Genomic DNA, 22,818 nt, shown 5'->3' on the forward strand with positions numbered 1-22,818 from the left:
AGATCGGCCGCATCCAAGGCCGCATGGAACTCAATCTGAGCATCACCCGCCGGACCGCGGTGATCGGCGTCGCGACGTTGCTCGCCGCCGGTGGCGCGGTCGCCATCGGCTTGTCCGGCGGCACCTCGGCGCCGAACGCGAACGCCGCGCCCTTCAGCTCCTCCGCGCTGGCCGGGGACGGTACCGCCGTCGCGCCGGACGCGTTCCCGGGCATCACCGTGCAGGGCACCGGGAAGGTGACCGGGACGCCCGACACGCTGATCCTCAGCCTGGCCGTGAGCAAGACCGCCGGTGATGTCAGCACCGCGATGAACGACCTGTCGGCGACGGTGGGCGCGGTGCAGAGCTCGTTGACCGGCAACCACGTGGCAGCCGCGGACCAGAAGACCTCCGGGCTGAATGTCGGTCCACAGTATGACAATTCTGGTGGTAAGCAGACGGTCACCGGGTATCAGGCCTCGGAGAACATGACCGTGACGCTGCGCGATACCAAGTCCGCCGGGGCGGTCATCGCCGCGGCGTCGACCGCCGGCGGGAACGCCACCCAGATCTCCGGATTGTCGACCGATCTGCAGAACGATGCGGGACCGCTGAACCAGGCCCGGGACGCCGCGTTCAACGACGCCAAGGCGAAGGCCGCGCAGTACGCGAAGTCCGCGGGCCGGACGCTCGGCCAGGTGGTGCGCGTCGAGGAGAGCGACGGCAACACCCAGATCCCGGTCAACTACGGGTCCCCGGCCGCCGCCGGGGGGTCCGCGGTGAACCCGGTGCCGATCCAGGTGGGCAGCACGGACGTGACGGTTCAGGTGACCGTGGTGTTCAGCTTCGCGTGAGCGGTGCAGGGCATTGCTGATCTCTGCCGATCTCTGCCGATCTCTGCCGATCCCCGCTGATCACGGCCGATCACGCGCGGCGGTTCAGCGGCGGTTCAGTCGTTCAGCCGAGTGCGGGGCTCGGCCTCACTTCCGCCTCACTTCCGCTCGGCCAGCACCCGCAGCAACCCGACCAGCGAGGACGATGTCGCGATCTGCCCGGCGTCGATCAGCCCGAGTACTTCGTCCAGCGGTACCCAAGCCACCTTCTCCGCCTCGTTCTCCTCGGTCGGCTCCCCGATGTACTCCGCCCCGTGCGCGCGGAACAGCCGGTACTGAGTACGCAGCATCCCGCCGACCGGGTGAAAGCCGAGCAGCGGTGTGACTTCGCTCACCCGCCAGCCGGTCTCCTCCTCGACCTCGCGGCGTGCGGTGTCGGCGGGGTCCTCGCCCTCCTCGATCAGGCCGGAGGGGATCTCCCATACCCACTTGTCGATCGCAAAGCGGTGCCGCCAGATCAGCAGCACTTCCTCGCGTCCGGCGGCGGTCCTGGTCACCACGCAGCTGGCGGCCTCGCGGGTGCGCACGACGTGGTGTTCGAAGCGGGTTCCGTCGCCGAGTTCGACGTCGGCCATCAGGACGTCCACCCACGGGTTCTCATACACCGGCCACTCGCGGTGCACAGTCCACTGGCTTCGGCTTCGGCTGCGGGGCGCGGGCGGGGGCGCGGGCGTGCTCTGTCCGGCCGCCTGTTGAGACGGCCCCGACTCAGGCTCTGACATGCGGCCGAGCGTAGTGGACCCGGGGGGCGACACGGCTTGCGCAAACCCGATTTCGCACGGGGCCCAAGACCGTGTAACTTATTCCCTGCTCGCCCCTTTAGCTCAGTCGGCAGAGCGTCTCCATGGTAAGGAGAAGGTCTACGGTTCGATTCCGTAAAGGGGCTCAGATCACACCGGGGGTCCGGTGGACACGAAAGGGTTAAAGCCCGTGTCCGCCGGACCACTCCGATCGTTGATCGAGTGGCGGTGTAGCTCAGCCTGGTAGAGCAAGCGGCTCATAATCGCTGTGTCGCCGGTTCAAGTCCGGCCACCGCTACGCATCTGTGTTTGTGTAAGACGTGGCGTAACACCCCTAGCCCTGCAAGGTATCCTTGCAGGGTTGTCCATCGTGAGGGCCGACCTGGGAAGGTCCGGAGCCCTCGAAGAAAGAAAGAGGCACCCCAGTGGCTGCTGTCGACGTCCGCCCGAAGATCACCCTGGCCTGCACCGAGTGCAAGCGGCGTAACTACATCACCAAGAAGAACCGCCGCAACGACCCGGACCGCCTGGAGCTGAAGAAGCACTGCCGCTGGTGCAACAAGCACACCCCGCACCGCGAGACCCGCTAGTCCGCTCCTGCCCGGCCCGCACTGCCGGGCCGTGCCGCGCGGCCTGTAGTTTTGGACCGCCCCGCCGACTCCCTCCCGGGAGCAGGCGCGGGCGGTTTCTTCGTATCCAAGCTCCATATCCAAGGAGGCGCAGGGACGATGGCGCTGGACCCCGGTTTCGCCGGCCGCACCTATCCGCCCACCGCGGTGTATGAGGTGGGCCGGGAGAAGATCCGCGAGTTCGCCGACGCGATCGGCGACCCGAACCCGGTCTACCGCGACCCGGCGGTGGCGCAGGATCTCGGGCACCGCGACGTCCTGGCCCCGCCGACGTTCCCGATCGCCATCACCTGGCCGGCCGCCCTGGTCATCATCGACGACCCGGAGCTGGGCCTGGACTTCAGCCGGGTGCTGCACGCCGAGCAGCGCTTCGTCTACGCCCGGCCGATCTACGCCGACGACCAGCTGACCGCGACGGTGGTCATCGAGGACGTCAGCGAGCGTATGGGCCAGGGTTTCCTGAGCACCCGCACCGACCTGGTCACCGTGGACGGCGAGCACGTGGTGTCGGGCTACTCCAAGCTGGTCGTCGTCGGGGCCGCCGAGGAGGCGCAGTCATGATCAAGTTCGCCGACGTCGCCAAGGGCGACGTGCTGCCCGCCCAGACCTTCCCGATCCGGCGCGTGGACCTGGTCAAGTACGCCGGCGCCTCCGGCGACTTCAACCCGATCCACTGGAACGAGCGCTTCGCGCAGTCCGTGGGGCTGCCGGACGTGATCGCGCACGGCATGTTCACCATGGCCGAGGCGGTCCGCGTGGTCACCGACTGGTGCGGCGACCCGGGCATGATCGTGGAGTACCAGGTGCGGTTCACCAAGCCGGTCGTGGTGCCGGACGGGGTGGCCGAGGACTCCGGCGCCCGGCTGACCGTCACCGGCAAGGTCAGCGCGGTGAACGAGGACGGCACGGTGCGCGTCGACCTGACCGCGATGAGCGGTGGGGACGGGGACGGTGGCGGCGGCGAGAAGGTGCTGGGGCTGGCGCGGGCCCTGGTCCGGCTGCCCTGATTCGGGCTGCACATTGATTCGGGCGGCACAGATTCCGGCGTCCAGCGGCGCTGATTCGGGCGTCGGGCGGCGCTGATTCCGGCGTCCGGCGGCCCTGATCCACGGGTCCGGCGGCCCTGACCTGCGGGGCCCGAACCTTTCGGATCCCGTGATGATCGTTCGGAGACTGAGATGACATGCCCGCCGGGCCCGGCACCCGGTAGCGTGTCCTCCATGCTCGAACAGGCCTCGGCACCCCTCGCGCCCCTGACCACCCTGCGTGTGGGCGGACCGGCGCGGCGCATGGTGACCGCGACCACGGAGCAGGAGATCGTCGACACCGTCAAGGACTGCGACGGCCGCGGCGAACCGCTGCTGATCCTGGCCGGCGGCTCCAACCTGGTGATCGGCGACGAGGGCTTCGACGGCACCGTCCTGAAGATCGCCAGCACCGGCGTCACGAAGCAGAAGACCTGCTCGGGCCTGCGCCTCGGAGTGGCCGCGGGCCACGACTGGGACGCCTTCGTCGCCGAAGCGGTGGACCTGGGCGCCGTCGGCGTCGAGGCGCTGAGCGGCATCCCCGGCTCGGCCGGCGCGACCCCGATCCAGAACGTCGGCGCCTACGGCCAGGAAGTCCGCCACAGCATCGCCTGGATCCGCGCCCTGGACCGCGAGACCGGCGAGATCCGCGGCATGCAGTCCCGCTGTCTGGACTTCGGCTACCGCGACTCGATCTTCAAGCAGAACCCGGGCAAGTACGTGGTCCTCACCGTCTGGTTCGGCTTCGAGCCGCCGGCGCCCTCCGAAGCAGACCGCCTGTCCGCCCCCATCCGCTACGCGGAACTGGCGCGGGCCCTCGGCGTCGCGGAAGGCGATCGCGCACCCCTGAGCCAAGTCCGCGAGGCCGTGCTCAAACTGCGCGCGTCGAAGGGCATGTTGCTCAACGCGGACGACCACGACACCTGGTCCGCGGGCTCGTTCTTCACAAATCCGGTCCTGGACACAGCGGCTTTCGAAGCACTCGCCGCCCGCGCCACGGCCGAACCCCCGTGCTTCCCGGCCCCGGACGACCACGTGAAGACCTCGGCCGCCTGGCTGATCGAGCAGGCCGGCTACCCGAAGGGCTACGGCGCGGGCCCGGCGACCCTGTCGACGAAGCACACCCTGGCCCTGACGAACCGCGGCGACGCCATCGCGGCCGACGTCCTGGGCCTGGCGCGGGAGATCCGCGACGGGGTGCGGGACCGGTTCGGGGTGGAGCTGGTGCCCGAGCCGGTTTTCGTGGGCGCCGCTCTGTAGCTTGATTAGTAGGGGCGAATCGCAAGTAAGCTATCGATCACTGCATATCGGGCGATATCAGGCATATGGCCAGCAAAAGCCAAGCAGCTCGCGCCGAACCGCTAACCAAGCTCTGCGATAGGGCCAAGCACCTGCGCGGCTGATGTTCCCCCGGCGGCAGGCAGCGAGTGCGGGCAACTCGCCGCGAACCACTCGCTGGGCTTTGCGACAGGGCCGACTGCCTGCGCGGCTGATGCTCCTCAGAATCCGTTCGCGCCGGCACACAAGTCGGCGGGTGAGTGGGCCGTACCCCACTCACCCGCCGAGTCTGTGTTGTTCCTCCTTAGGCGACCGTCACGACGTGGGGGAAGTCAGGTCGTAGATGGTCACGTTGTCGATGGTCTGCGCCTTGTAGTGGGCCTCGACCCAGCTGGTGATGGCGCTGCCCTCGTCGGCGCCGCCGTTGGCGCGCATGCCGATGCCGCCGCCGATGAAGTAGTGGATCTTGTGGTTGGCGACGTCCTTCTGGAACTGGGCGAGGGTCGGGGAGGGGTCGGAGCCGTTGAAGCCGCCGATGGCCATGACGGCGTCGCCGGTGCCCAGCTGGTAGCCGGAGGCGTTTTGGGCGCCGATGGCCGCCGCGACCCAGGTGTAGCTGGACGCGTCCTGCTTCACCAGGGCCAGGATCTGGGCGCCGGGCTTGCTGCCGTCGAGGAAGTTGTTCATGCCGCCGCCTCCGGAGAACGGGCTGGTCGTGTCGCCGGTGCCGGTGCCGGTGCCGGTGCCGCCGCCGAGTCGGCCCGTGCCGCCGCCGGTCGTGCCGGTGCCACCCGTGCCACCCGTGCCGCCGCCGAAGCCGCCCTGGCCGCCGGTGCCACCTGTCCCGCCGGTGCCGCCAGTCCCGCCGCCGAACCCGCCACGACCGCCGAAGCCGCCTTGGCCGGTCTGGCCGCCGCCCTGGCCGGTCGTGCCGCCCTGGCCGCCGCCGAAGCCCTGGCCGCCGTTCGGCATTGTGAAGTGCCGGCCGCCCTTGCCGCCGCCGAACCCGCCGCCGGGGCCGCCGAAGCCCGCGCCGGCCGGACCGGCCGACGGGATCGAGCCGCTGTGTCCCTGGCTGGTCGTGGCCACGGCGTACGCCGCCGGCCCGAGTAGCGCCGAGCCCACGCCGATCGCCACGGCGGCGATCCGCAGAGCCCTGTTACGCGAGTTGGCGGCACGATCCGCAGCCTGGGCCTCCGCATTGGCAGCGGTACCGGCACCAGCGCCAGCGACCGTGGCCGCCGCATCAGTACCCTGCTCAGCTCCGGCCGGCACCCAACCCGGCTGCTCGATCGCAGCCGCGCCCGCAGCGCCGGCCTCAGCACCCGCACCAACACCCGCCGCACTGCCGGCGCCAGCCTCAGCACCAGCTCCCGCCCCAGTCCGAAGCCACCCAGGCCCGGCCAACAACAGCGCCGTCCCGACAACTCCAGCGACCAGGACCAGATACCGCACCCACGAGTACCAATTCGGCGTCTCGCCCAGCAGGTGGAACGACCACCAGGCAGTGACCCCGACCGCGCCCGCGAGCCCGATCCGGGCCAGCGGCTCCTTCCGCCGGGCCCACACCAGCCCACCGCCGATGCCGAGGGTCACCGCGATGAGCGGAGCCAGCGCGATCGTGTAGTACGGGTGGAAGATCCCCTGCATGTAGCTGAAGACCGCAGCCGTGCTCAGCAGCGAGAGCCCCCAAGCCAGCAGCGCGGAGCGCGCGTGGTCGGTGCGCCGGGCCCGGCCCGCGGCCCACAGCCCGAAGACGAACAGCACCAGTGCGGCCGGGATCAGCCAGCTGATCTGGCTGCCGAGCTCGGAGTCGAACATCCGCCCGACGCCGGTGCCCGAGCTGAAGCCGCCGATGCCGCCGCCGCCCCGTCGGCCGCCGAAGCCCTCGGCACCGCCGGGGAAGGCCAGCCCGCCGCGACCGGTCGCGCCGGTGCCGGTGGCACCCGCCGCGCCGGTCAAGCCGGTCCCGCCGGTCAGCCCGGCGCCGCCCGCGCCGCCCGCGCCACCCGCCGCGCCGCCGCCGGGTCCGCCGACGCTCCCGGTCTCATTGCCGGTCAGCCGGCCGAAGCCGTTGTAGCCGAAGGTCAGGTTCCAGAAGCTGTTGTCCTGCGAGCCGCCGACGTAAGGACGCGAACCCGCCGGCGTCAGCTGCATGATCGCCACCCACCAGCCGGCGCTGACCACGATGGCCAGCCCGGCCGCCCCGATCTGCCACAGCCGGCGCAGGAACTTGCCCGGCCCGACGGCCAGGTAGACCGCGGTCAGCGCGGGCAGGATCAGGAACGCCTGCAACGTCTTGGTCAGGAACGCGAAGCCGATCAGCGTTCCGGCCAGCAGCAACCAGCGGGTGCTGCCGTTCTCCTGCGCGCGCACCACCGAGTAGACGGACAGCGTCATCAGCAGGACCAGCAGCGCGTCCGGGTTGTTGAACTTGAACATCAGCACCGCGACCGGGGTGAGCATCAGCGCGGCCGCCGCGATCAGCCCGAAGGCCGCGCCGGTGGCGGCGCCCCGGGTCCGGGTCAGCACCCGCTTGACCGCCGTGTAGACCACGCCGCACGTCGCGACGCCCATCAGCGCCTGCGGGACCAGCATGGACCAGGAGCTGAAGCCGAAGATCCGCCCGGAGATCTCCATGATCCACAACGAGGCCGGCGGCTTGTCCACGGTGATCGAGTTGCCGGCGTCCAGCGACCCGAACAGCATCGCCTTCCAGCTCTTGGTGCCGGCCTGGACCGCCGCGGCGTAGAAGGAGTTGGCCCAGCCGGAGGCCGACAGGTCCCACAGGTACAGGACCGCCGCGGCCACCAGCAGACCGAGCAGGCCGGGCCGGGCCCAGCGCGGGTCGGAATCCGGGCCGCGCCAGTAGCGCGTGAAGCGGCCGGTGCCGCCGGCCACCGTCGAGTCCGACGGCGGTCCGATCTCATAAACGACGTCTGACGTCGGGGACAGGGTGCTCATGACAGCTCTCCAGAGGTCTGAGCCGCCGGGACCTGGATCTCGTGATCGGCGGAGGGGGAAGGGTGATGCCTGGGGTGGAAGACCCAGGCGCGGAGCAACACGAACCGGGCCAGTGTCGACAGCCCGTTGGCGACGATCAGCGCGGCCAGTTCCGTGGTGCGGGAGGGATGCTGCACGGCGGCGTGCACCCCGGCCAGCGTCCCGGTGGACAACACCAGGCCGATGCCGAAGGCGACCAGGCCGCCGATCTGGTCGCGCAGCGCGTTCCGGCTGCCGGTGACGCCGAACGTGAAGCGCCGGTTGGCGGCCGTGTTCGCGACCGCGGTGACGGCCAGCGCGACGGCGTTCGCCGCGAAGGCCCCCATCGGCGCGCGCAGCAGCACGTAGAGGACCAGATACGCCAGCGTGGACAGCACCCCGATGGTCGCGAAGACCGGGATCTGCCACTTCAGTCCGGGCGGCGGGTCGGCGGCCAGCACCCGGGCCCGGACCGGCGCGCCGGAGGAGGACCGCAGCGACGCCTTCGCGACCCGCCACATCCCGCGCAGATCGGCCTTGGCGGTCTTCACGATGTCCACCCGGGAGTCCGGGTCGTCGATCCAGTCCACCGGCACTTCGTGGATCCGCAGCCCCGAGCGCTCGGCGAGCAGCAGCAGTTCGGTGTCGAAGAACCACTCCTCGTCCTGCACCCGCGGCAGCAGCGCCTGCACCACCTCGGTCTTGGCCGCCTTGAACCCGCACTGCGCGTCGGAGAAGCGGGCCGCCATCGTGGTGCGCAGCAGGAAGTTGTAGGTGCGCGAGATGAACTCCCGCTTGGGACCGCGCGCCACCGCGCTGCCGCGGGCCAGCCGCGAGCCGATGGCCAGGTCCGAGTGGCCGCTGAGCAGTGGGGCCACCAGCGGCAGGAAGGCGTTCAGGTCGGTGGACAGGTCGACGTCCATGTAGGACACGACGTCGGCGTCGGAGGTGGACCACACGGCGCGCAGCGCGCGGCCGCGCCCCTTCAGATCCAGATGCACGGCCCGCACCCCGCTCAGCTCCCGCGACAGCCGCGCCGCGACCGCCCAGGTGCCGTCGGTCGAGGCGTTGTCGGCCACGGTGATCCGGAAGGGGTAGGGCAGGTTCTCGACGAGGTAGCGGTGCAGTCTGCGCACGCTGGCCTCCAGGACGTGCTGCTCGTTGTAGACGGGCACCACGACCTCGACCAGCCGTCTGCGCGGCCCACCCGCCGCCCCGGTGCCGGCGTCCGGCGGTTCGCGGTCGGTGAGAGCGGTTGCGTTCATGACCCTGACGCTCTCGGGGCGGAGTGGGAGGGGAATGAGGCTTCGATGAAACGGACATGAGAATGGGCGCGGCGCTGGTGGAACATATGAGCGCTTGTTGACAAAGCTGAGATCTTGAGGCGGACGCGGGACGAGCAGATCCCCGCCGCGCGGCCGGGATCTGCTCGTGGTGATCACGGAATCAGGCCTACTCGACAACGGTCTGTGATCACAAGAGGCTGATGTGATCCGCGCACGCTCTCAGGCCTCGGCGGTCCCGGGCAGGAACAGCCGGGCGATCGTCCCCGGGCCGTCGTGCGGCCGCTCGAACATGATCGCGCCGCCGGACTCGCGGGCGGCCCGCGCCGCGATCGCCAGCCCCAGCCCGCTGCCCGGCATCGCCCGGGCCGTGGGGGAGCGCCAGAAGCGCTCGAAGACGTGCGGCAGTTCCTCCGGCGCGATGCCGGGGCCGCGGTCGCGGACGGTCAGCGCGCCGTTGGCCAGCCGCACCTCCACGTTCGATCCCGGCGGCGCGAACTTCACCGCGTTGTCCAGCAGGTTCACCACCGCGCGCTCCAGCGCGGCGCCGTCGCCGTGGGTGGTCCACGGCCGCAGGTCCTCGGTGATCGTCACCGGGGTCTGGCGGGCCACCCCGCGCGGCCGGACGCGCTCGACGGCGCGCGCCGTCACCTCGTGCAGCGCCACCGGGGCGGTCACCGGCGAGGACTGCTCCGGCCGCGACAGCTCCAGCAGGTCGGCGATCAGCATCGTCAGCTCCCGCATCTGGGTGCGCGCGCCGGTGAGCAGTTCGGGGCGCTTGCCGGGCGGCAACGGCCGGCCGGACTCCTCGGAGCGGATCAGCAGGTCTATGGTCGTGCGCAGCGAGGTCAGGGGGGTGCGCAACTCGTGGCCGGCGTCGTCGACCAGGCGTTTCTGCTCGTCCCGGGACGATTGCAGGGCCGCGGTCATGGCGTTGAACGACTCCGAGAGCCGGGCGATCTCGTCGTCGCCGGCCACCGGCATCCGGACCGACAGGTCCTCGGTGCGGGCCACGTGCTCGACCGCCTCGGTCAGCACGTCCACCGGACGCAGCGCGGCGCGCGCGACCAGCAGGCCGGCGGTGGCCGCGCCGCCGATCCCGATCAGCGACACCACGAACAGCAGCCAGGCCAGGCTGCTCAGCGAGTCGTCGATGGGCTGGTAGGGCTGGGATTTCAGGAACACCCCGGAGCCGGTGGGGGCCGGCACGACCTCGATCCGCACCTTCTCGCCGGTCTCCGTGGTGATCCCGTCGCGCCAGATCCCCGCGGTGTCCGGTTGCTGACCGGCGACCTGCAGGTCGCTCGGCGCGCCGTTCACCTGGGTGGATCCGGGCAGGGCGCAGGTGCTGGCACCGTCGTAGTAGGTGATGCTGACCAGCGCCGGCGAGTGGTACTCGTTATTGGTGTTCGGCGGCGGGTTCGGCGGGTGCTGGGGGCCACAGGGCGAAGCGGCCCCGGCCCGGTCGCCGCGCAGGTCGCGCCAGTACTGGCCGCCGGCCGGCCCGCCGGTGCCGGCGATCGACTTGTCCATCTGCTCGTGGAGCCGGTCCCGCACGGCGACGTACGAGACCAGCGCCACCGCGCCTATCGCGATCGCGACGGCCAGCGCGCTCATGATCGCCAGCCGGGACCGCAGGGGCATCCGCCGTCTCATCGCCGCCCGCCGGAGGCGGTGCGCAGCGCGTAGCCGACGCCGCGCACGGTCTGGATCAGCCTGGGCAGGCCGTCGAACTCCGTCTTCTTGCGCACGTACATGACATACACGTCGAGGGAGTTCGAGGCGGGTTCGAAGTCGAAGCCCCACACCGCGCGCAGGATCTGCTCGCGGGTCAGCGCCTGCCGCGGGTGCGCCAGGAACATCTCCAGCAGCAGGTACTCCGTCCGGGTGAGTTCTATGAGCTGGCCGGCCCGGGTGACCTCGCGGGTCAGGGTGTCCATGCGCAGGTCCTCGTACTCCAGGACGTGCTCTTCGTGGGCGGCCGCGGCGCCGCCGGGCTCGGTGCCCTCGGTGCTCAGCGCGCCGCGCCGGAGCAGGGCCCGGACCCGGGCCAGCAGTTCGTCCAGTTCGAAGGGCTTGGCCAGGTAGTCGTCGGCGCCGGCGTCCAGGCCGGCCACCCGGTCCCCGGTCAGGTCGCGCGCGGTGAGCATCAGCACCGGCAGGGTCGGGTCGGCCGAGCGCAGCCGGCGGCAGGCGGTGAGCCCGTCCATGCCGGGCATCAGCACGTCGAGCACGACCAGGTCCGGCCGGGTCCGCTCGACCTCGGTCAGCGCGGTCCGGCCGTCGGCCGCGGTGCGGACGGCGTACCCCTCGAACTCCAGGCTGGACGCGAGCACCGCGCGGATGCCGGGCTCGTCGTCGACGACCAGGATCTCCGAGGTGGCCGCAGCGCCCGCGGACGTGGCGGGACCTGCGAGAAAAGGCGTGGGAGAGCTCACGGCGACCACTATCCGTGGGGCTGATGAGGAACGGCTGAGAATCCGTCAGGAGAAATCTTAGAGCTTGCCGTGAGATTGACCTGTGAGTGAGTAGTCACATAGTTTGTGACTGGTCAATCACAACGGAGGCGGCCATGACGAACCCCGGACCCAGCCCGTTCCGCTCCACCGCGGAGGCGCGGCGGGCGTTCATCACCACGCAGGCGGTGAAGGTCTTCGCCCGCGGCGGGTACCACGCCACCCCGGTCGCCGACGTGGCCGAGGCGGCGGGCATCTCGCCGGCGTACGTGTTCCGGCTCTTCGACGGGAAGCTCGGCCTGTTCCTGGCCGCGCTGGAGCACTGCCACGAGCGGATCCTGACCACGGTGGGCGCGGTCGCCGACGCCATGCCCGGCGAGGACCCCGAGGCCGTGCTCGCGGCGATGGGCGACGCCTACGCGCAGCTGATCTCCGACCGCGATCTGCTGATGCTGCAAGTGCACGCGCTCAGCGCCGTCGACGTCCCGGAGATCGCCGCCACCACCCGGCGCGGACTGGAGCGGATGATCAGCCTCCTGCAGGACCGCGCCGGGGCCTCGGACCAGGCCGCGCAGCAGTTCGTGGCCTACGGCCAGCTCTGCCACCTCATCGTCGCCACCGGTCTGACCGACGCCGCCGGCGACGGCACGCCGGCCCCGCGCTGGGCGAGAGTCCTGACCGACGGGATGGCCCACCCGCAAGCCGTCGCCGAGGCCGACGACGTCGAGGCCGACGCCGTGGACGGCACCTGACCGAACTCAGACCACTCATCTCTTCAGGCTGCTGACTCCAGCGGTCTTCCAACCATGCCAGTGCACTGCCATCCCTGGGAGGGAACCATGTCCATCTCCGTCATCCGTCGCGCCGTCGCCGGTCGGCTACGTCGAGTCCGGCGGCGACCTGCTGATCGGCACCGCCGCCAAATGGCGCCGCAACCTGGTCCCCGGGGAACCGGTGCCGATCACCTGGCGCGGCCGCGACACCGTCGCGGACTGGGAGGTGATCACCGACGAGGAGGAGATCGCCGAGCCGTACCGGGTCATCATCGCGGGCAATCCCAGTCACCGTAAGCGCTCCGGGGTCAGCCTGGACGCCGACGGCAACGTCGACCGGGACCGGCTGCGCGGCGCGTTGGCGCGGGGAACGGCCGTGGTGCGCCTGCGGCCGGTGCCGACGGCCTAGTTCCCGATGCCCCGCAACCGGTCCTGACCTGGCGGCATCGCTCTTCGGCGGTGGGGTTGCCGTCGTGGTTAGTGAGTGCTAACTTACTTCACATGAGCCCCCGCATGAGCGCCGACGAGCGACGCGACCAAGTGGTCCGGGCCGCGGTCACCGAGTTCTCGGTCCGCGGGCTGGAAGGCACCTCGACCAGCGACATCGCCAAGCGGGTCGGGGTGTCGCAGCCCTACCTGTTCCGGCTGTTCCCGACCAAGCGCGACCTGTTCATCGCCGCCCTGGAGGACTCCGCGCGGCAGGTGCAGGAAGTGTTCACCAAGGCGGCCGACGGCAAGTACGGGCACGCGGCGCTGGCCGCGATGGGCCAGGCCTACCAGGACCTGCTCTTGGCGGACCGCGACCTGCTGAACCTGCAACTCCAGCAGTTCGCCGCGTGCCACGACCCCGAGGTGCAGAAGGCGGTCCGCGGCGTGATGCGCCGGCTGTGGCAGCACGCGGAGAACATCTCCGGTGCCCCGGTCGAGGCGCGCGTGGAGTTCTTCGCCAGGGGCATGCTCTGCAACACGATCGCCGCGATGGGGTGGGACACGGAGCGCGACCAGGAGTGGCAGCCCGTGCTGGAGGTGCTGCGGCACGAGGCCGCCGAGACGGCCGACTCCGCCGCGGAGCTGGACGCCCAAGCGGCGGCGGGCTGCGTGCCGCCTGCCGACAGTGCCTCCAACTCCGCATACGCCGCTTACGTCGAGAGGGTGCTGGGTGGTGTGGCGACCCCGAGCACCGCAGCCTCGACCGAAACAGCCTCGACCGAAACAGCCTCGACCAACGCCGTCCCGACCAACGCAGCCTCGACCAACGCCGTCCCGACCAACGCAGCCTCGACCAACGCCGTCCCGACCAACGCAGCCTCGGCCAACGCAATCCCGACCGACACGGCCTCGACCACCACAGTCCCGACCGACAACTGAACACCGCGGCGACCAGCCGCGATCGCCATCGCCATCGGCGCCGACCCGAGACGCCACCGCCGCTATACCAAGTCCATCCGGTCATCCCAGCTTGCCCGCCGGGCAGAACTCTGCCCGGTGAAGTTAGTGACCAATCACTGCCTTGAATAGTTAGTGACTGCTAACTATCTGAAATCTGATCAGGGGAGTATCAGCATGAGCACCGAGACCGCCGGCCCCGTCCGCGGCCGCCCGACCGACAGTCTCCGGGCCGCCACCATCGGCCACCCGGTCCGCACCTTCCTCATCACCGGCGCCGCCATGTTCATGGCGCAGCTGGACAACCTGGTCGTCAGCATCGCGCTGCCCTCGATCCGGCAATCCCTGCACGCCGGCCTGTCCGGCCTGCAATGGACGGTCTCCGCCTACACCCTCACCTTCGCGGTGTTCCTGCTGACCGGCTCGACGCTCGGCGACCGGTTCGGCCGCCGGAATCTGTTCGTCGCCGGGCTCGCGGTCTTCACCGCCGCCTCGGTGGCCTCGGCGCTGGCCCCGAACATCGCGGTGCTGATCACGGCGCGCGCCGTGCAGGGCCTGGGCGGTGCGGTCCTCGTGCCGCTGAGCCTGACGTTGTTGTCGGCGAGTGTGCGTCCGGAGAAGCGCGGTGCGGCCGTCGGCGCGTGGGGTGCCATCGCGGGACTCGCGGTGGCGCTCGGGCCGGTGATCGGCGGTGCCGTGGTGGAGGCCGCCTCGTGGCAGTGGATCTTCTGGGTGAACGTGCCGCTGGGTGTGGTGCTGCTGCCGCTGGCGTGGTTCGGCCTGACCGAGAGCCGCGGCCCGGCGCGGCGGCTGGACGTGCTCGGGACCCTGCTGGCCACCGGCGGGCTGCTGGGCGTGGTGCTGGGCCTGATCCGCGGCGGGGACGTCGGCTGGACCAACTCGCTGGTGCTGACCGGGTTCATCGCCGGTGCTGCGCTGCTGGTCGCCTTCGTGGTCTGGGAACTGCGGACCGACGCGCCGATGCTCCCGATGCACCTGTTCCGCGGCCGGAGCTTCCCCCTGATCAACCTCAGCGCCCTGCTGATGTCCTTCGGGATGTTCGGCGCGGTCTTCTTCCTGTCGCAGCTGTTCCAGACCGTCTTCGGCGACTCGCCGCTGGCCTCCGGGGTGCGGGTGCTGCCGTGGACCGGGATGCCGATGCTGGTGGCGCCGATCGCCGGGATCCTGTCGGACAAGATCGGCGGCAAGTGGATCGTCACCGTCGGTCTGGGTCTGCAAGCCGTGGCGCTGGCCTGGGTCGCCTCGGCTGTCTCGACCACGGCGAGCTACACCGCGCTGCTCCCGGCCTTCATCATCGGCGGCATCGGCATGGCGATGTTCTTCGCGCCGATCGCCAACCTGGTCCTGGGCTCGGTCCGGCGGGATCAGGAAGGGATCGCCTCCGGCGTCAACAACGCGATGCGCGAGCTCGGCGGTGTGCTGGGCATCGCGGTGATGGGCGTGGTGTTCGCCGCCCACGGCGGCTACAACCCGACCGCCACCCAGTCCGCGCCCCAGCACTTCATCAGTGGCCTGATCCCGGCGTCCTACACCGGGGCGGGGGTCCTGGCGGTGGCGACGCTGGCGATGTGGCTGGTGCCCGGTCGGCGCCCGGCCGTCGGCGCCTCACAGGGCGGGGATGACGCCGACCCGCACCAGGAAGCCGAAGACGTAGCCCAGGGCGTTGGTGGCCCAGTGGAAGGACATCGGTACCAGGAGGCTGCCACTACGTCGGCGTAGCTCGCAGAACACCGCGCCGCCCAGGCCGGTGAACACGACCGTCCCGAGATCGGCCAGCGCCGCCCCCAGCTCCGTGGGTCCCAGGAGCGAGGTGAGCGCTGGCTTCTCGGTGTTCAGGTGCAGCGAGGACAGGATGTGCCAGCAACCGAACATCAGGGAGCTGAAGGCGGTGGCGCCGAGCGGCGGCCAGCGGCGGGAGGCCAGGCCGAACAGGACGCCGCGGAATGCCACCTCCTCGGCCAGCACCGTGGCGAACGGCACGTCGAGGAACACCCGGACCACGACCTGCCAGGCGGTCAGCGAGGCGTAGCGCTGGTCGGTGAACAGCGAGCGGGTGGCCGGCAGCAGGGCCCCGCCGAGGTAGACCACCGCCACCCCGGCGATGATGACCCCGGACCACTTCAGGCCCAGCGGCCAGGATTTGCGGTCCAGGCCCAGCTCCTCCAGCGCGTGCCCGGACCACCAGGCCAGCCCGGCGAACAGCCCGGTGACGACGGCCGCGATCGCCAGGTCCGGCAGGCTGTCGAACCAGTGGACCCGGTGCTCCAGCCAGTTCAGCGCGGCCAGCAGCAGTACCGCGAAGACCAGCGCCTGGCCGTTGCCCAGCGGGCGCCGCAGGTGGTCGGCCAGCCAGCGGCCGGCTCGGGCCGTCAACTCCAGTTCCGGTTGATCGCGGCCATGACGTTCTCCAGGTTCTCGGTGTCGGCCGCGGTCCAGCCCGGCGGCGGCAGGACGGCGGCCCAGCCCACGCAGGCGCCGGTGCCGTAGCTGTGGCCGTGCTGGGGCGGCATGCCGAAGGACACCACCAGATCGACCGTGGTCTGCCAGAACGAGACGATCGGGTAGTAGCGGAGCTGGGGGCTGACATCCGGCCCGAGCGGCGGCGAGGCCCAGGCCGGCTTGTCGGTCAGCAGGTCCGGCGTCCACCACACCACCGGGTCCGAGGCGTTCTGCAGAAAGACCACGCGCGGGTGATCCCAGGGTGCGGACGAGGGGTACTTCAGGTCCGACCTCGGCCACTGCCCGAACCGGATGCTCTTCCCGTCCTGGTAGATCGGCCGCCAGATCGGCGAGCCCCGGTCCCGGTGGCCGACGATCTGCTGCCAGACCTGGCTGGCGGCCGGCGGGCCCTCGAAGAAGACCCCGTCCGCGCCGTCGATCAGGGCCTGCGGGCTGGTGAAGACCGAGTCCACGGCGTAGGCGCCCAGGGACTCGCCGGAGAGCACCAGCCTGGGCCGGCGGTCGGCCGGGATGGTGAGCAGTCGGGTGTGGACCGCTTGGTAGAGCGCGCGGGCGGCGTGCCCGGCGCGTTCCTTGTCGACCAGGAACGAGATCCAGCTCGGCAGATACGAGTACTGAAGCGCCACGGTCGCGGTGTCGCCGTTGTACATGTACTCCAACGGGGTCGGGATGTTCCGGTCCACCCAGCCGCTGCCGGTGGTGCCGACCAGGTTGATCACCTTGCGGTTCCAGGCCCCGGTCCGGTCCATCTCGCGCACCGCAAGGGCCGCGGCCGCGGTGAAGTCCGCGGCCTCCACCTGCTCGCCGACGTACACCCGGACCGGCGGGAGCGAGGGCTGCCCGGAGAACGCCGTCAGCTCCTGGGTCGTCGGCGCGGTGGCCACGAAGGTGCGGCCCTTCGTGCCCAGGCTGGACCAGGAGACCAGCGACTGCGGGCTCCCGGAGACCCGCGGCGAGACCGGCTGGTGGATCCCCGGCTCGGTGCCCTCGTTGGCCTGCCGGGAGACGTGGTCGATGAATCCGATGAACCCGCGGTCCCAGAGCACGTTCTTGGTCCCGACCACGACCAGCGTGGCGCAGACCATCAGCCCGGCCGCGTAGGCCAGCGGCAGCGGCACCAGACGCCCGAACCAGGCCACGAGTTTGCGTGCGAGCAGCCGCACCGCGCGGCACAGGACGAGCAGGAACAGGAACGTGCCCAGCGACAGGCCGATGATGAGCCCGGCGTTCCAGGTCGAGGACTGGCTCAGGCCCATCAGCAGCTGGAGTCCGCGCTGGGCCCGCGCACCCCAGACCACCACCGCGATGCTCACCACGAGCAGCACCAGCGGGATGAACTGCCAGCCGCGCTTGCGCAGGTGCGCGCTGAACGGCCGGTCGAGCCGCCGGGCCAGCGCGCGGGCCGCGGTGCTCAGCAGCGAGCCGACGCCGTACCCGGCGATGCCGGTGATCCCGCCGAGCAGCCCCTGCATGATCCACGGCCGGGGGAGCAGCGAGGGGGTCAGCGACAGCCAGAAGAAGAGGGTCGCGAAGCAGTAGCCGGTCAGGTCCGGCCAGCGGCGCACCACCCAGGTGTCGTCCGGCGGATCCCAGTGCGGGCGGCGGATGAAGGCGGAGACGCGGCCTGTGAAGGAGCCCGGGGACGGGGAGTGCTCGGTCGCGGCGGAGAAGTCCGTCACCTCCGATTTCTCCATCCCGCCATTATCAACGCTCGAATGGCGAAATCGGGGGAATCAAGAGGAGTAGCGCCGCGGATCACGACGCGGGGCCCCGGCTCGCGCCAGGGCCCTGCCATCGGTGAACGCAGGCGCCTCAGCGCGCCTCGCTGAGCAGCTTCTGCAACCGGGACGCGCCCTCGGCCAGGTCGGCGTCGCTGAGCGCATAGGACAGCCGCAGGTAACCCGGGGTGCCGAAGGCCTCGCCGGGCACCACCGCGACCTCGGCCTCGTCCAGGATCAGCCCGGCCAGCTCGGCCGAGTCGGCCGGCCGCTGGCCGCGGATCTCCTTGCCGAGCAGCCCCTTGATCGAGGGGTACACGTAGAAGGCGCCCTTGGGCTCCGGGCACACCACGCCGGGGATCTCGTTCAGCATCCGGACGATGGTCTGCCGGCGGCGGTCGAAGGCCAGCTTCATCTCGTTCACCGCCGCCAGATCGCCGGAGACCGCGGCCAGCGCCGCGACCTGCGCCACGTTGGAGACGTTGGACGTGGCGTGCGACTGCAGGTTGGTCGCGGCCTTGACCACGTCGGCCGGGCCGATCAGCCACCCGACCCGCCAGCCGGTCATCGCGTAGGTCTTGGCCACCCCGTTGACGATCACGGTCTGCCCGGCCAGCTCCGGAACCGCCTTCAGGATCGAGGTGAAGCGGGCGTCTCCGTAGACCAGGTGCTCGTAGATCTCGTCGGTGAGGATCCACAGGCCGTGCTCCAGCGCCCACCTGCCGATCGCCTTGACCTGCTCGGGGCTGTAGACCGCGCCGGTCGGGTTGGACGGCGAGACGAACAGCAGGACCTTGGTGCGCTCGGTCCGGGCCGCCTCCAGCTGCGCCACGGTGGCCAGGTAGCCGCTGTCCTCATCGGTGACCACCGGCACCGGCACGCCGCCGGCCAGGCTGATCGACTCCGGGTAGGTGGTCCAGTACGGGGCCGGCACGATGACCTCGTCGCCCGGGTCCAGCAGGGTCGCGAAGGCGTTGTAAATGGCCTGCTTGCCGCCGTTGGTGACCAGTACCTGGTTCGCCGACACCGACACCCCGGAATCGCGCAGCGTCTTGTGCGCGATCGCCTCCCGCAGCTCCGGCAGCCCGCCGGCCGGCGTGTACTTGTGGTACTTCGGGTTCTGAGCCGCCTTCACGGCCGCCTCGACGATGTACGCCGGGGTCGGGAAGTCGGGCTCTCCGGCGCCGAAGCCGACCACCGGCCGGCCGGCCGCCTTGAGCGCCTTGGCCTTGGCGTCCACGGCCAGGGTCGCGGACTCGGCGATGGCGCCGACCCGCCGGGAGATCCGGCTGGTCGGGGCGGGAACGTCTGCTGCGGAGGCTGTCATGCCCCCATGGTCCCATCACCGCCGGGCCGACCGGGGTGACGTTCCACGAAAGGAGACACCGGCTCCACCGGTGCGACGCGGTGCGACAAGGCGCGACACGGCGGCCGCGGCGCCGGCGGGCGAACCCGTTCGCAATCCGGCACGCGTGTCCCGTACACTCTCGATCGGCGGATTCCCCTTCCCCACCTCGGCGAGGTAGGTTTGTGGAGCACGCTTAGGCAAAGGGTCGTAGCTCAATTGGTAGAGCACCGGTCTCCAAAACCGGGGGTTGGGGGTTCAAGTCCCTCCGGCCCTGCTTAGGCGCCCAGGAAAGCCCGGAAACGGGCTCACCTGGGCGCGAAGCGTGTTCGCGGAAAGCCTTTCCGCGCCAACCCGCCACTTTCGCCGATAGTGATGAGGACCAGGTGACCGAGACGAGCTCGACCTCCGCGATGTCGAAGCCGGACCGCGGCCGCGGCGGCGACCGCCGCCCCGAGCGCCGTCGGTCCCCGCTGGGCCGCATGGGCCTGTTCTACCGGCAGATCATCGCCGAACTGCGCAAGGTGGTCTGGCCGACCCGCAACGAACTGGTCACCTACACCACGGTGGTCATCGTGTTCGTCGCGATCATGGTCGGGATCGTGGCTACGCTGGACTACGGGTTCAGCAAACTGGTGATGTGGGTGTTCGGCTGAGCCGTCGTACCGACCCAACACCCCGAGCGAAGGAAGTATGAGCGACCGTGTCTGAGACGTACGGAGACCTCGAAGAGGCGACTGTTCTCGTGGAGAGCGAGAACGACGACGAGGCCGTCGAGGCGGAGGTCGCTGCCGGTGCCCCCGAGGACGCCGAGCAGGACGGCGCCGAGCAGGCCACTGAGGAAGGCGCCGAGGAGACCGCTGAGGAAGGCGCTGAGGAGGCCGCCGAGGCCGGCAGCGAGCACGCGCCCGGCAGCCCGGAGGCCATCGAGGAGTTCCGCGAGGCACTGCGCCGCGCGCCCGGCGAGTGGTACGTGATCCACAGCTACGCCGGCTACGAGAACCGGGTGAAGCAGAACCTCGAGACCCGCATGACCACCTTGAACATGGAGGACTTCATCTTCCAGGTCGAGGTGCCCATGGAGGAGGTCGTCGAGATCAAGGGCGGCCAGCGCAAGCGGGTCAAGCGCAACAAGTTCCCCGGCTACGTGCTGGTGCGGATGGACCTGACCAACGAGTCCTGGGGCGTGGTGCGCAACACCCCCGGCGTCACCGGCTTCGTCGGCAACGCCCACGAGCCGTACCCGCTGACCCTGGACGAGGTCGTGAAGATCCTGCTGGAGGAGCAGCCCGAGGAGGTCAGCGGCAAGCAGAAGGCGCCGGCCGAGGTCAAGGTGCTGGACTTCGAGGTCGGCGACTCGGTCACCGTCATCGACGGCCCGTTCGCCACGCTGCAGGCCACGATCAACGAGATCAACGCCGACTCGCAGAAGGTCAAGGGCCTGGTGGAGATCTTCGGCCGGGAGACCCCGGTGGAGCTGAGCTTCAACCAGATCCAGAAGAACAGTTGATCTGCTGCTGACAAGGGGTTGCGGCTCCACCAAAAGCATCACTCGAAGATACGACCGATCTTCAGGTGATTCTCATAGGCACGTGATAGGGCGCTCCACTAGCCTGGGGCGCCCTTGATGTTTCCCAATGATTCCGTGGGGGGATCACACGTGTCTGTCCGCATGTCTCGGCGGTTGTCCGCCGCCGCGGTCGTATCGGCCTCACTGGCCGGTCTGGCCCTCGCGCCGCAGGCCAACGCCACTGTTCCCGGCGTCCCTTCGAGCAGCCCGCTCACCATCAGCCACACCGACGGCTCCCTGGAGACCGTCGGAGGGGGCCTCACCCACGTCCCGTGGGCCGGCACCGACATCTCCTGGTCGCCCGACGGCAGCAAGTACGCCTTCTCGGCGAACGGCCAGGTCTTCACCGCGAACGCCGACGGCTCCGGCCTCAAGGCGGTCGCCCGGGGCGCGGCCAACGGCGCGCACCCGGTCTGGTCCTACGCCGGCGAGCTGCTGGTCTTCGCCGGCTACGACCTCAGCCAGGGCGCCCCGGCCTCCGGTCCGACCCAGCTGATGGCCACCTGGTCCAACGGTTCGGCCACCGACGACGGCACGCCGGAGTCCTGGCCGCTGCCGAAGACCTCGGTGGCCGGGACCTCGGACTCCAGCCCGGACTACGGGGTCGGCACGCTGGCCTTCGCCCGGGCGAAGGTCGCCGGCGGCCAGAACAGCTCGGACGGGATCTGGGTCCGCACCGCGGCCGGGAACTACGTGCCCTACCAGGTCGCGGCCACCGGTACCGCGCCGTCGGTGTCCCCGGACGGGGCCACGGTCGCGTTCGTGCAGGCCGACAAGAACAACGTGCCGCAGATCTGGACCGTGCCGACCACGGTGCCGGCCGGCGGGCTCGCCACGCCGGTCCAGCAGACCTTCGTCGCCGCGCCGGCCACCGGTGCCGACGCCACGCCGACCGTCACGGTCGCCAACCCGGCGTTCTCCCCGGACGGCAAGACCATCGCCTTCGACGAGAACTCGGTCCCGGCCGGCGCCACCCAGGGCACCGCCCAGGTCCACTCGGTCGCGGTGAACACCGACCCGAAGGCCACGGCCAACGCCGAGACCACGCTCACCGTCCACGGCGCGCTCACCGGCGGGGAGCAGCTTTCCTACCGCACCGAGTTCCCGAAGCAGGTGCTGCGGCTGGCCGGCGCGGACCGGCTGGGCACCGCGGCGTCGGTGTCGCAGTCGCAGTGGCGGAACAACGGCGACGCCAACGACACCTACCGGACACAGGCCGACGTGGCCGTGCTGTCCCGGGACGACGTGCCGGCCGACGCGCTGGCCGGCTCGACGCTGGCCGCCCGCGAGAACGGCCCGCTGCTGCTGACCGGGACCAAGGCGCTGTCCCCGCAGGCCGCCGCCGAACTCAAGCGGATCCTGCGTCCCGGCGCCACGGTCTACCTGCTGGGCGGCGTCCAGGCGCTGTCCCCGGCGGTCGCGAACTCGGTGCACGCGTTGGGCTTCGGCGTCGACCGGATCGCCGGCACGGACCGCTACGACACCGCGGTGCGCATCGCCGAGGTGGTCGCCCCCCACCCGAGCCAGATCCTGGTGGCCACCGGCAACGACTTCGCCGACGCGCTGTCCGCCGGGGCGGCGGCCGGGGCCCAGGCCGGTTCGGTGGTGGTGCTCAGCAACGACACCAAGATGCCGGCCGCGACGCAGGCGTACCTGCACCGCTTCGGCACCGACTTCGACCCGAGCTCGGGGATCCTGCTGGCCGCGGTCGGCGGGCAGGCGCTGAAGGCGGTCGACTCCCAGCACCAGGGGTACTGGCGGCTGCCGCTGGTCGGCGCCGACCGGTATCAGACCTCGTACCTGGTGGCCGCGGCGTTCTTCCCGACCATGCAGGCCGCCGGGGTGGCCACCGGCCTGGCGTGGCCGGACGCGCTGTCCGGCGGCGCGGCCATGGGGACCATGAACGGGCCGCTGCTCCTGGTCAACCCGAAGACCGGGCTGTCCGGTCAGGACACCGCGCTGCTGGACGCGAACCGGGGCGAGTTGTACGGCGGCTTCGTGTTCGGCGGACCGGCCGCGGTGCCGGGCGGGATCGACCAGCAGCTGGCGCAGGCCATCGCAGGTCCCGCGGGAGTGACGGACGCCGGCGGGAAGAAGCTGGCCGCGACGCGGGCCGCTGGTGCCGGGATGTCGGCCGCCGACGCCGCGGGTCTGGCTTCGGCGCTGCCGGGCGGTTCGGTGGCGAAGGCGCTGCCCAAGCCGGTGCAGCCGTAGCGGTTGGCGGCACGGTAATGCCGTACACGGCTTCTCCTTCTTAGAGCGACCGATGATTGGTGGCTC

Annotated in this window: 20 protein-coding genes and 3 tRNA genes; 15 read left to right on the forward strand and 8 right to left on the reverse strand. The window is 70.8% G+C overall.

Going from position 1 to position 22,818, the window contains the following annotated elements; all coding sequences use genetic code 11:
* Positions 1–23: 23 nt before the first annotated feature.
* Complete coding sequence (locus IZR01_RS12450; RefSeq protein ID WP_194923901.1) at positions 24–833, forward strand: SIMPL domain-containing protein; 810 nt, start codon at positions 24–26, stop codon at positions 831–833.
* A 137-nt stretch (positions 834–970) separates the two neighbouring features.
* Here the strand turns inward: IZR01_RS12450 and IZR01_RS12455 are convergent, their stop codons facing one another.
* Positions 971–1,594, reverse strand: coding sequence for an NUDIX hydrolase (locus IZR01_RS12455; protein WP_228559292.1), 624 nt, complete (start codon positions 1,592–1,594; stop codon positions 971–973).
* Positions 1,595–1,685: 91 nt separating this feature from the next.
* Between IZR01_RS12455 and IZR01_RS12460 the strand changes: the two genes are divergently transcribed.
* The 6 genes from IZR01_RS12460 to IZR01_RS12485 all read left to right on the forward strand — a co-directional run bounded on the left by IZR01_RS12460 (position 1,686) and on the right by IZR01_RS12485 (position 4,526).
* Positions 1,686–1,758, forward strand: a tRNA-Thr gene (locus tag IZR01_RS12460).
* Positions 1,759–1,836: 78 nt separating this feature from the next.
* A tRNA-Met gene (locus IZR01_RS12465) sits at positions 1,837–1,910 on the forward strand.
* A gap of 127 nt (positions 1,911–2,037) precedes the next feature.
* Positions 2,038–2,202 (forward strand): 50S ribosomal protein L33, encoded by a 165-nt coding sequence (rpmG, locus tag IZR01_RS12470; protein WP_194892873.1) that lies wholly within the window; start codon positions 2,038–2,040, stop codon positions 2,200–2,202.
* Positions 2,203–2,340: 138 nt separating this feature from the next.
* On the forward strand, positions 2,341–2,802 hold the full coding sequence (locus IZR01_RS12475; protein WP_194892874.1) for a MaoC family dehydratase N-terminal domain-containing protein: 462 nt from the start codon (positions 2,341–2,343) through the stop codon (positions 2,800–2,802).
* Positions 2,799–3,248, forward strand: coding sequence for a MaoC family dehydratase (locus tag IZR01_RS12480; RefSeq protein ID WP_194892875.1), 450 nt, complete (start codon positions 2,799–2,801; stop codon positions 3,246–3,248). Before IZR01_RS12475 ends, IZR01_RS12480 begins: the two co-directional genes overlap by 4 nt.
* Positions 3,249–3,461: 213 nt before the next feature.
* The gene (locus IZR01_RS12485; RefSeq protein ID WP_194923902.1) at positions 3,462–4,526 is read left to right on the forward strand and encodes a UDP-N-acetylmuramate dehydrogenase; all 1,065 of its coding nucleotides are present in this window, start codon (positions 3,462–3,464) and stop codon (positions 4,524–4,526) included.
* Positions 4,527–4,859: 333 nt separating this feature from the next.
* On the opposite strand, the gene IZR01_RS52305 is transcribed toward IZR01_RS12485, so the two are convergent.
* From IZR01_RS52305 to IZR01_RS12505, 4 genes are all read right to left on the reverse strand, one after another.
* Positions 4,860–7,508 carry an ArnT family glycosyltransferase gene (locus tag IZR01_RS52305; protein ID WP_194923903.1) on the reverse strand — a complete coding sequence of 883 codons (2,649 nt, stop codon included), beginning with the start codon at positions 7,506–7,508 and terminating at the stop codon, positions 4,860–4,862.
* A complete protein-coding gene (locus IZR01_RS12495) occupies positions 7,505–8,791 on the reverse strand; it encodes a bifunctional glycosyltransferase family 2/GtrA family protein (RefSeq protein WP_194892878.1) in 1,287 nt (428 codons plus the stop codon). The genes IZR01_RS52305 and IZR01_RS12495 overlap by 4 nt, the downstream gene beginning before the upstream one ends.
* Before the next feature lie 240 nt (positions 8,792–9,031).
* Positions 9,032–10,453 carry a HAMP domain-containing sensor histidine kinase gene (locus IZR01_RS12500; protein ID WP_194892879.1) on the reverse strand — a complete coding sequence of 474 codons (1,422 nt, stop codon included), beginning with the start codon at positions 10,451–10,453 and terminating at the stop codon, positions 9,032–9,034.
* 8 nt (positions 10,454–10,461) lie between these two features.
* Positions 10,462–11,247 carry a response regulator transcription factor gene (locus IZR01_RS12505; RefSeq protein ID WP_438939696.1) on the reverse strand — a complete coding sequence of 262 codons (786 nt, stop codon included), beginning with the start codon at positions 11,245–11,247 and terminating at the stop codon, positions 10,462–10,464.
* 134 nt (positions 11,248–11,381) lie between these two features.
* On the opposite strand from IZR01_RS12505, the gene IZR01_RS12510 reads away from it, so the two are divergent.
* The 4 genes from IZR01_RS12510 to IZR01_RS12525 all read left to right on the forward strand — a co-directional run bounded on the left by IZR01_RS12510 (position 11,382) and on the right by IZR01_RS12525 (position 15,164).
* Positions 11,382–12,017 (forward strand): TetR/AcrR family transcriptional regulator, encoded by a 636-nt coding sequence (locus IZR01_RS12510; protein WP_194923904.1) that lies wholly within the window; start codon positions 11,382–11,384, stop codon positions 12,015–12,017.
* A 202-nt stretch (positions 12,018–12,219) separates the two neighbouring features.
* Complete coding sequence (locus IZR01_RS12515; RefSeq protein WP_194923905.1) at positions 12,220–12,447, forward strand: hypothetical protein; 228 nt, start codon at positions 12,220–12,222, stop codon at positions 12,445–12,447.
* Between the two features lie 92 nt (positions 12,448–12,539).
* On the forward strand, positions 12,540–13,406 hold the full coding sequence (locus IZR01_RS50415) for a TetR/AcrR family transcriptional regulator (protein ID WP_228559294.1): 867 nt from the start codon (positions 12,540–12,542) through the stop codon (positions 13,404–13,406).
* 195 nt (positions 13,407–13,601) lie between these two features.
* Positions 13,602–15,164, forward strand: coding sequence for a DHA2 family efflux MFS transporter permease subunit (locus IZR01_RS12525; protein WP_194892884.1), 1,563 nt, complete (start codon positions 13,602–13,604; stop codon positions 15,162–15,164).
* Here the strand turns inward: IZR01_RS12525 and IZR01_RS12530 are convergent.
* From IZR01_RS12530 to IZR01_RS12540, 3 genes are all read right to left on the reverse strand, one after another.
* Positions 15,051–15,818 (reverse strand): CPBP family intramembrane glutamic endopeptidase, encoded by a 768-nt coding sequence (locus IZR01_RS12530; protein ID WP_228554189.1) that lies wholly within the window; start codon positions 15,816–15,818, stop codon positions 15,051–15,053. The genes IZR01_RS12525 and IZR01_RS12530 overlap by 114 nt on opposite strands.
* Positions 15,815–17,599, reverse strand: a complete 1,785-nt coding sequence (locus IZR01_RS12535) for an alpha/beta hydrolase (RefSeq protein WP_194923906.1) — start codon at positions 17,597–17,599, stop codon at positions 15,815–15,817. Before IZR01_RS12535 ends, IZR01_RS12530 begins: the two co-directional genes overlap by 4 nt.
* Positions 17,600–17,717: 118 nt before the next feature.
* The gene (locus tag IZR01_RS12540) at positions 17,718–18,950 is read right to left on the reverse strand and encodes a pyridoxal phosphate-dependent aminotransferase (RefSeq protein WP_194892886.1); all 1,233 of its coding nucleotides are present in this window, start codon (positions 18,948–18,950) and stop codon (positions 17,718–17,720) included.
* 222 nt (positions 18,951–19,172) lie between these two features.
* Between IZR01_RS12540 and IZR01_RS12545 the strand changes: the two genes are divergently transcribed.
* From IZR01_RS12545 to IZR01_RS12560, 4 genes are all read left to right on the forward strand, one after another.
* Positions 19,173–19,245 (forward strand) — tRNA-Trp (locus IZR01_RS12545).
* Positions 19,246–19,354: 109 nt separating this feature from the next.
* The gene (gene secE / locus IZR01_RS53185; RefSeq protein ID WP_194892887.1) at positions 19,355–19,624 is read left to right on the forward strand and encodes a preprotein translocase subunit SecE; all 270 of its coding nucleotides are present in this window, start codon (positions 19,355–19,357) and stop codon (positions 19,622–19,624) included.
* A gap of 47 nt (positions 19,625–19,671) precedes the next feature.
* Positions 19,672–20,478 carry a transcription termination/antitermination protein NusG gene (nusG, locus tag IZR01_RS12555; protein WP_194923907.1) on the forward strand — a complete coding sequence of 269 codons (807 nt, stop codon included), beginning with the start codon at positions 19,672–19,674 and terminating at the stop codon, positions 20,476–20,478.
* A 150-nt stretch (positions 20,479–20,628) separates the two neighbouring features.
* Positions 20,629–22,752 carry a cell wall-binding repeat-containing protein gene (locus tag IZR01_RS12560; RefSeq protein WP_194892889.1) on the forward strand — a complete coding sequence of 708 codons (2,124 nt, stop codon included), beginning with the start codon at positions 20,629–20,631 and terminating at the stop codon, positions 22,750–22,752.
* Positions 22,753–22,818: the final 66 nt, after the last annotated feature.

Source organism: Catenulispora pinisilvae, from assembly GCF_015356865.1.
In the GTDB taxonomy this organism is placed as follows: Bacteria; Actinomycetota; Actinomycetes; order Streptomycetales; family Catenulisporaceae; genus Catenulispora; species Catenulispora pinisilvae.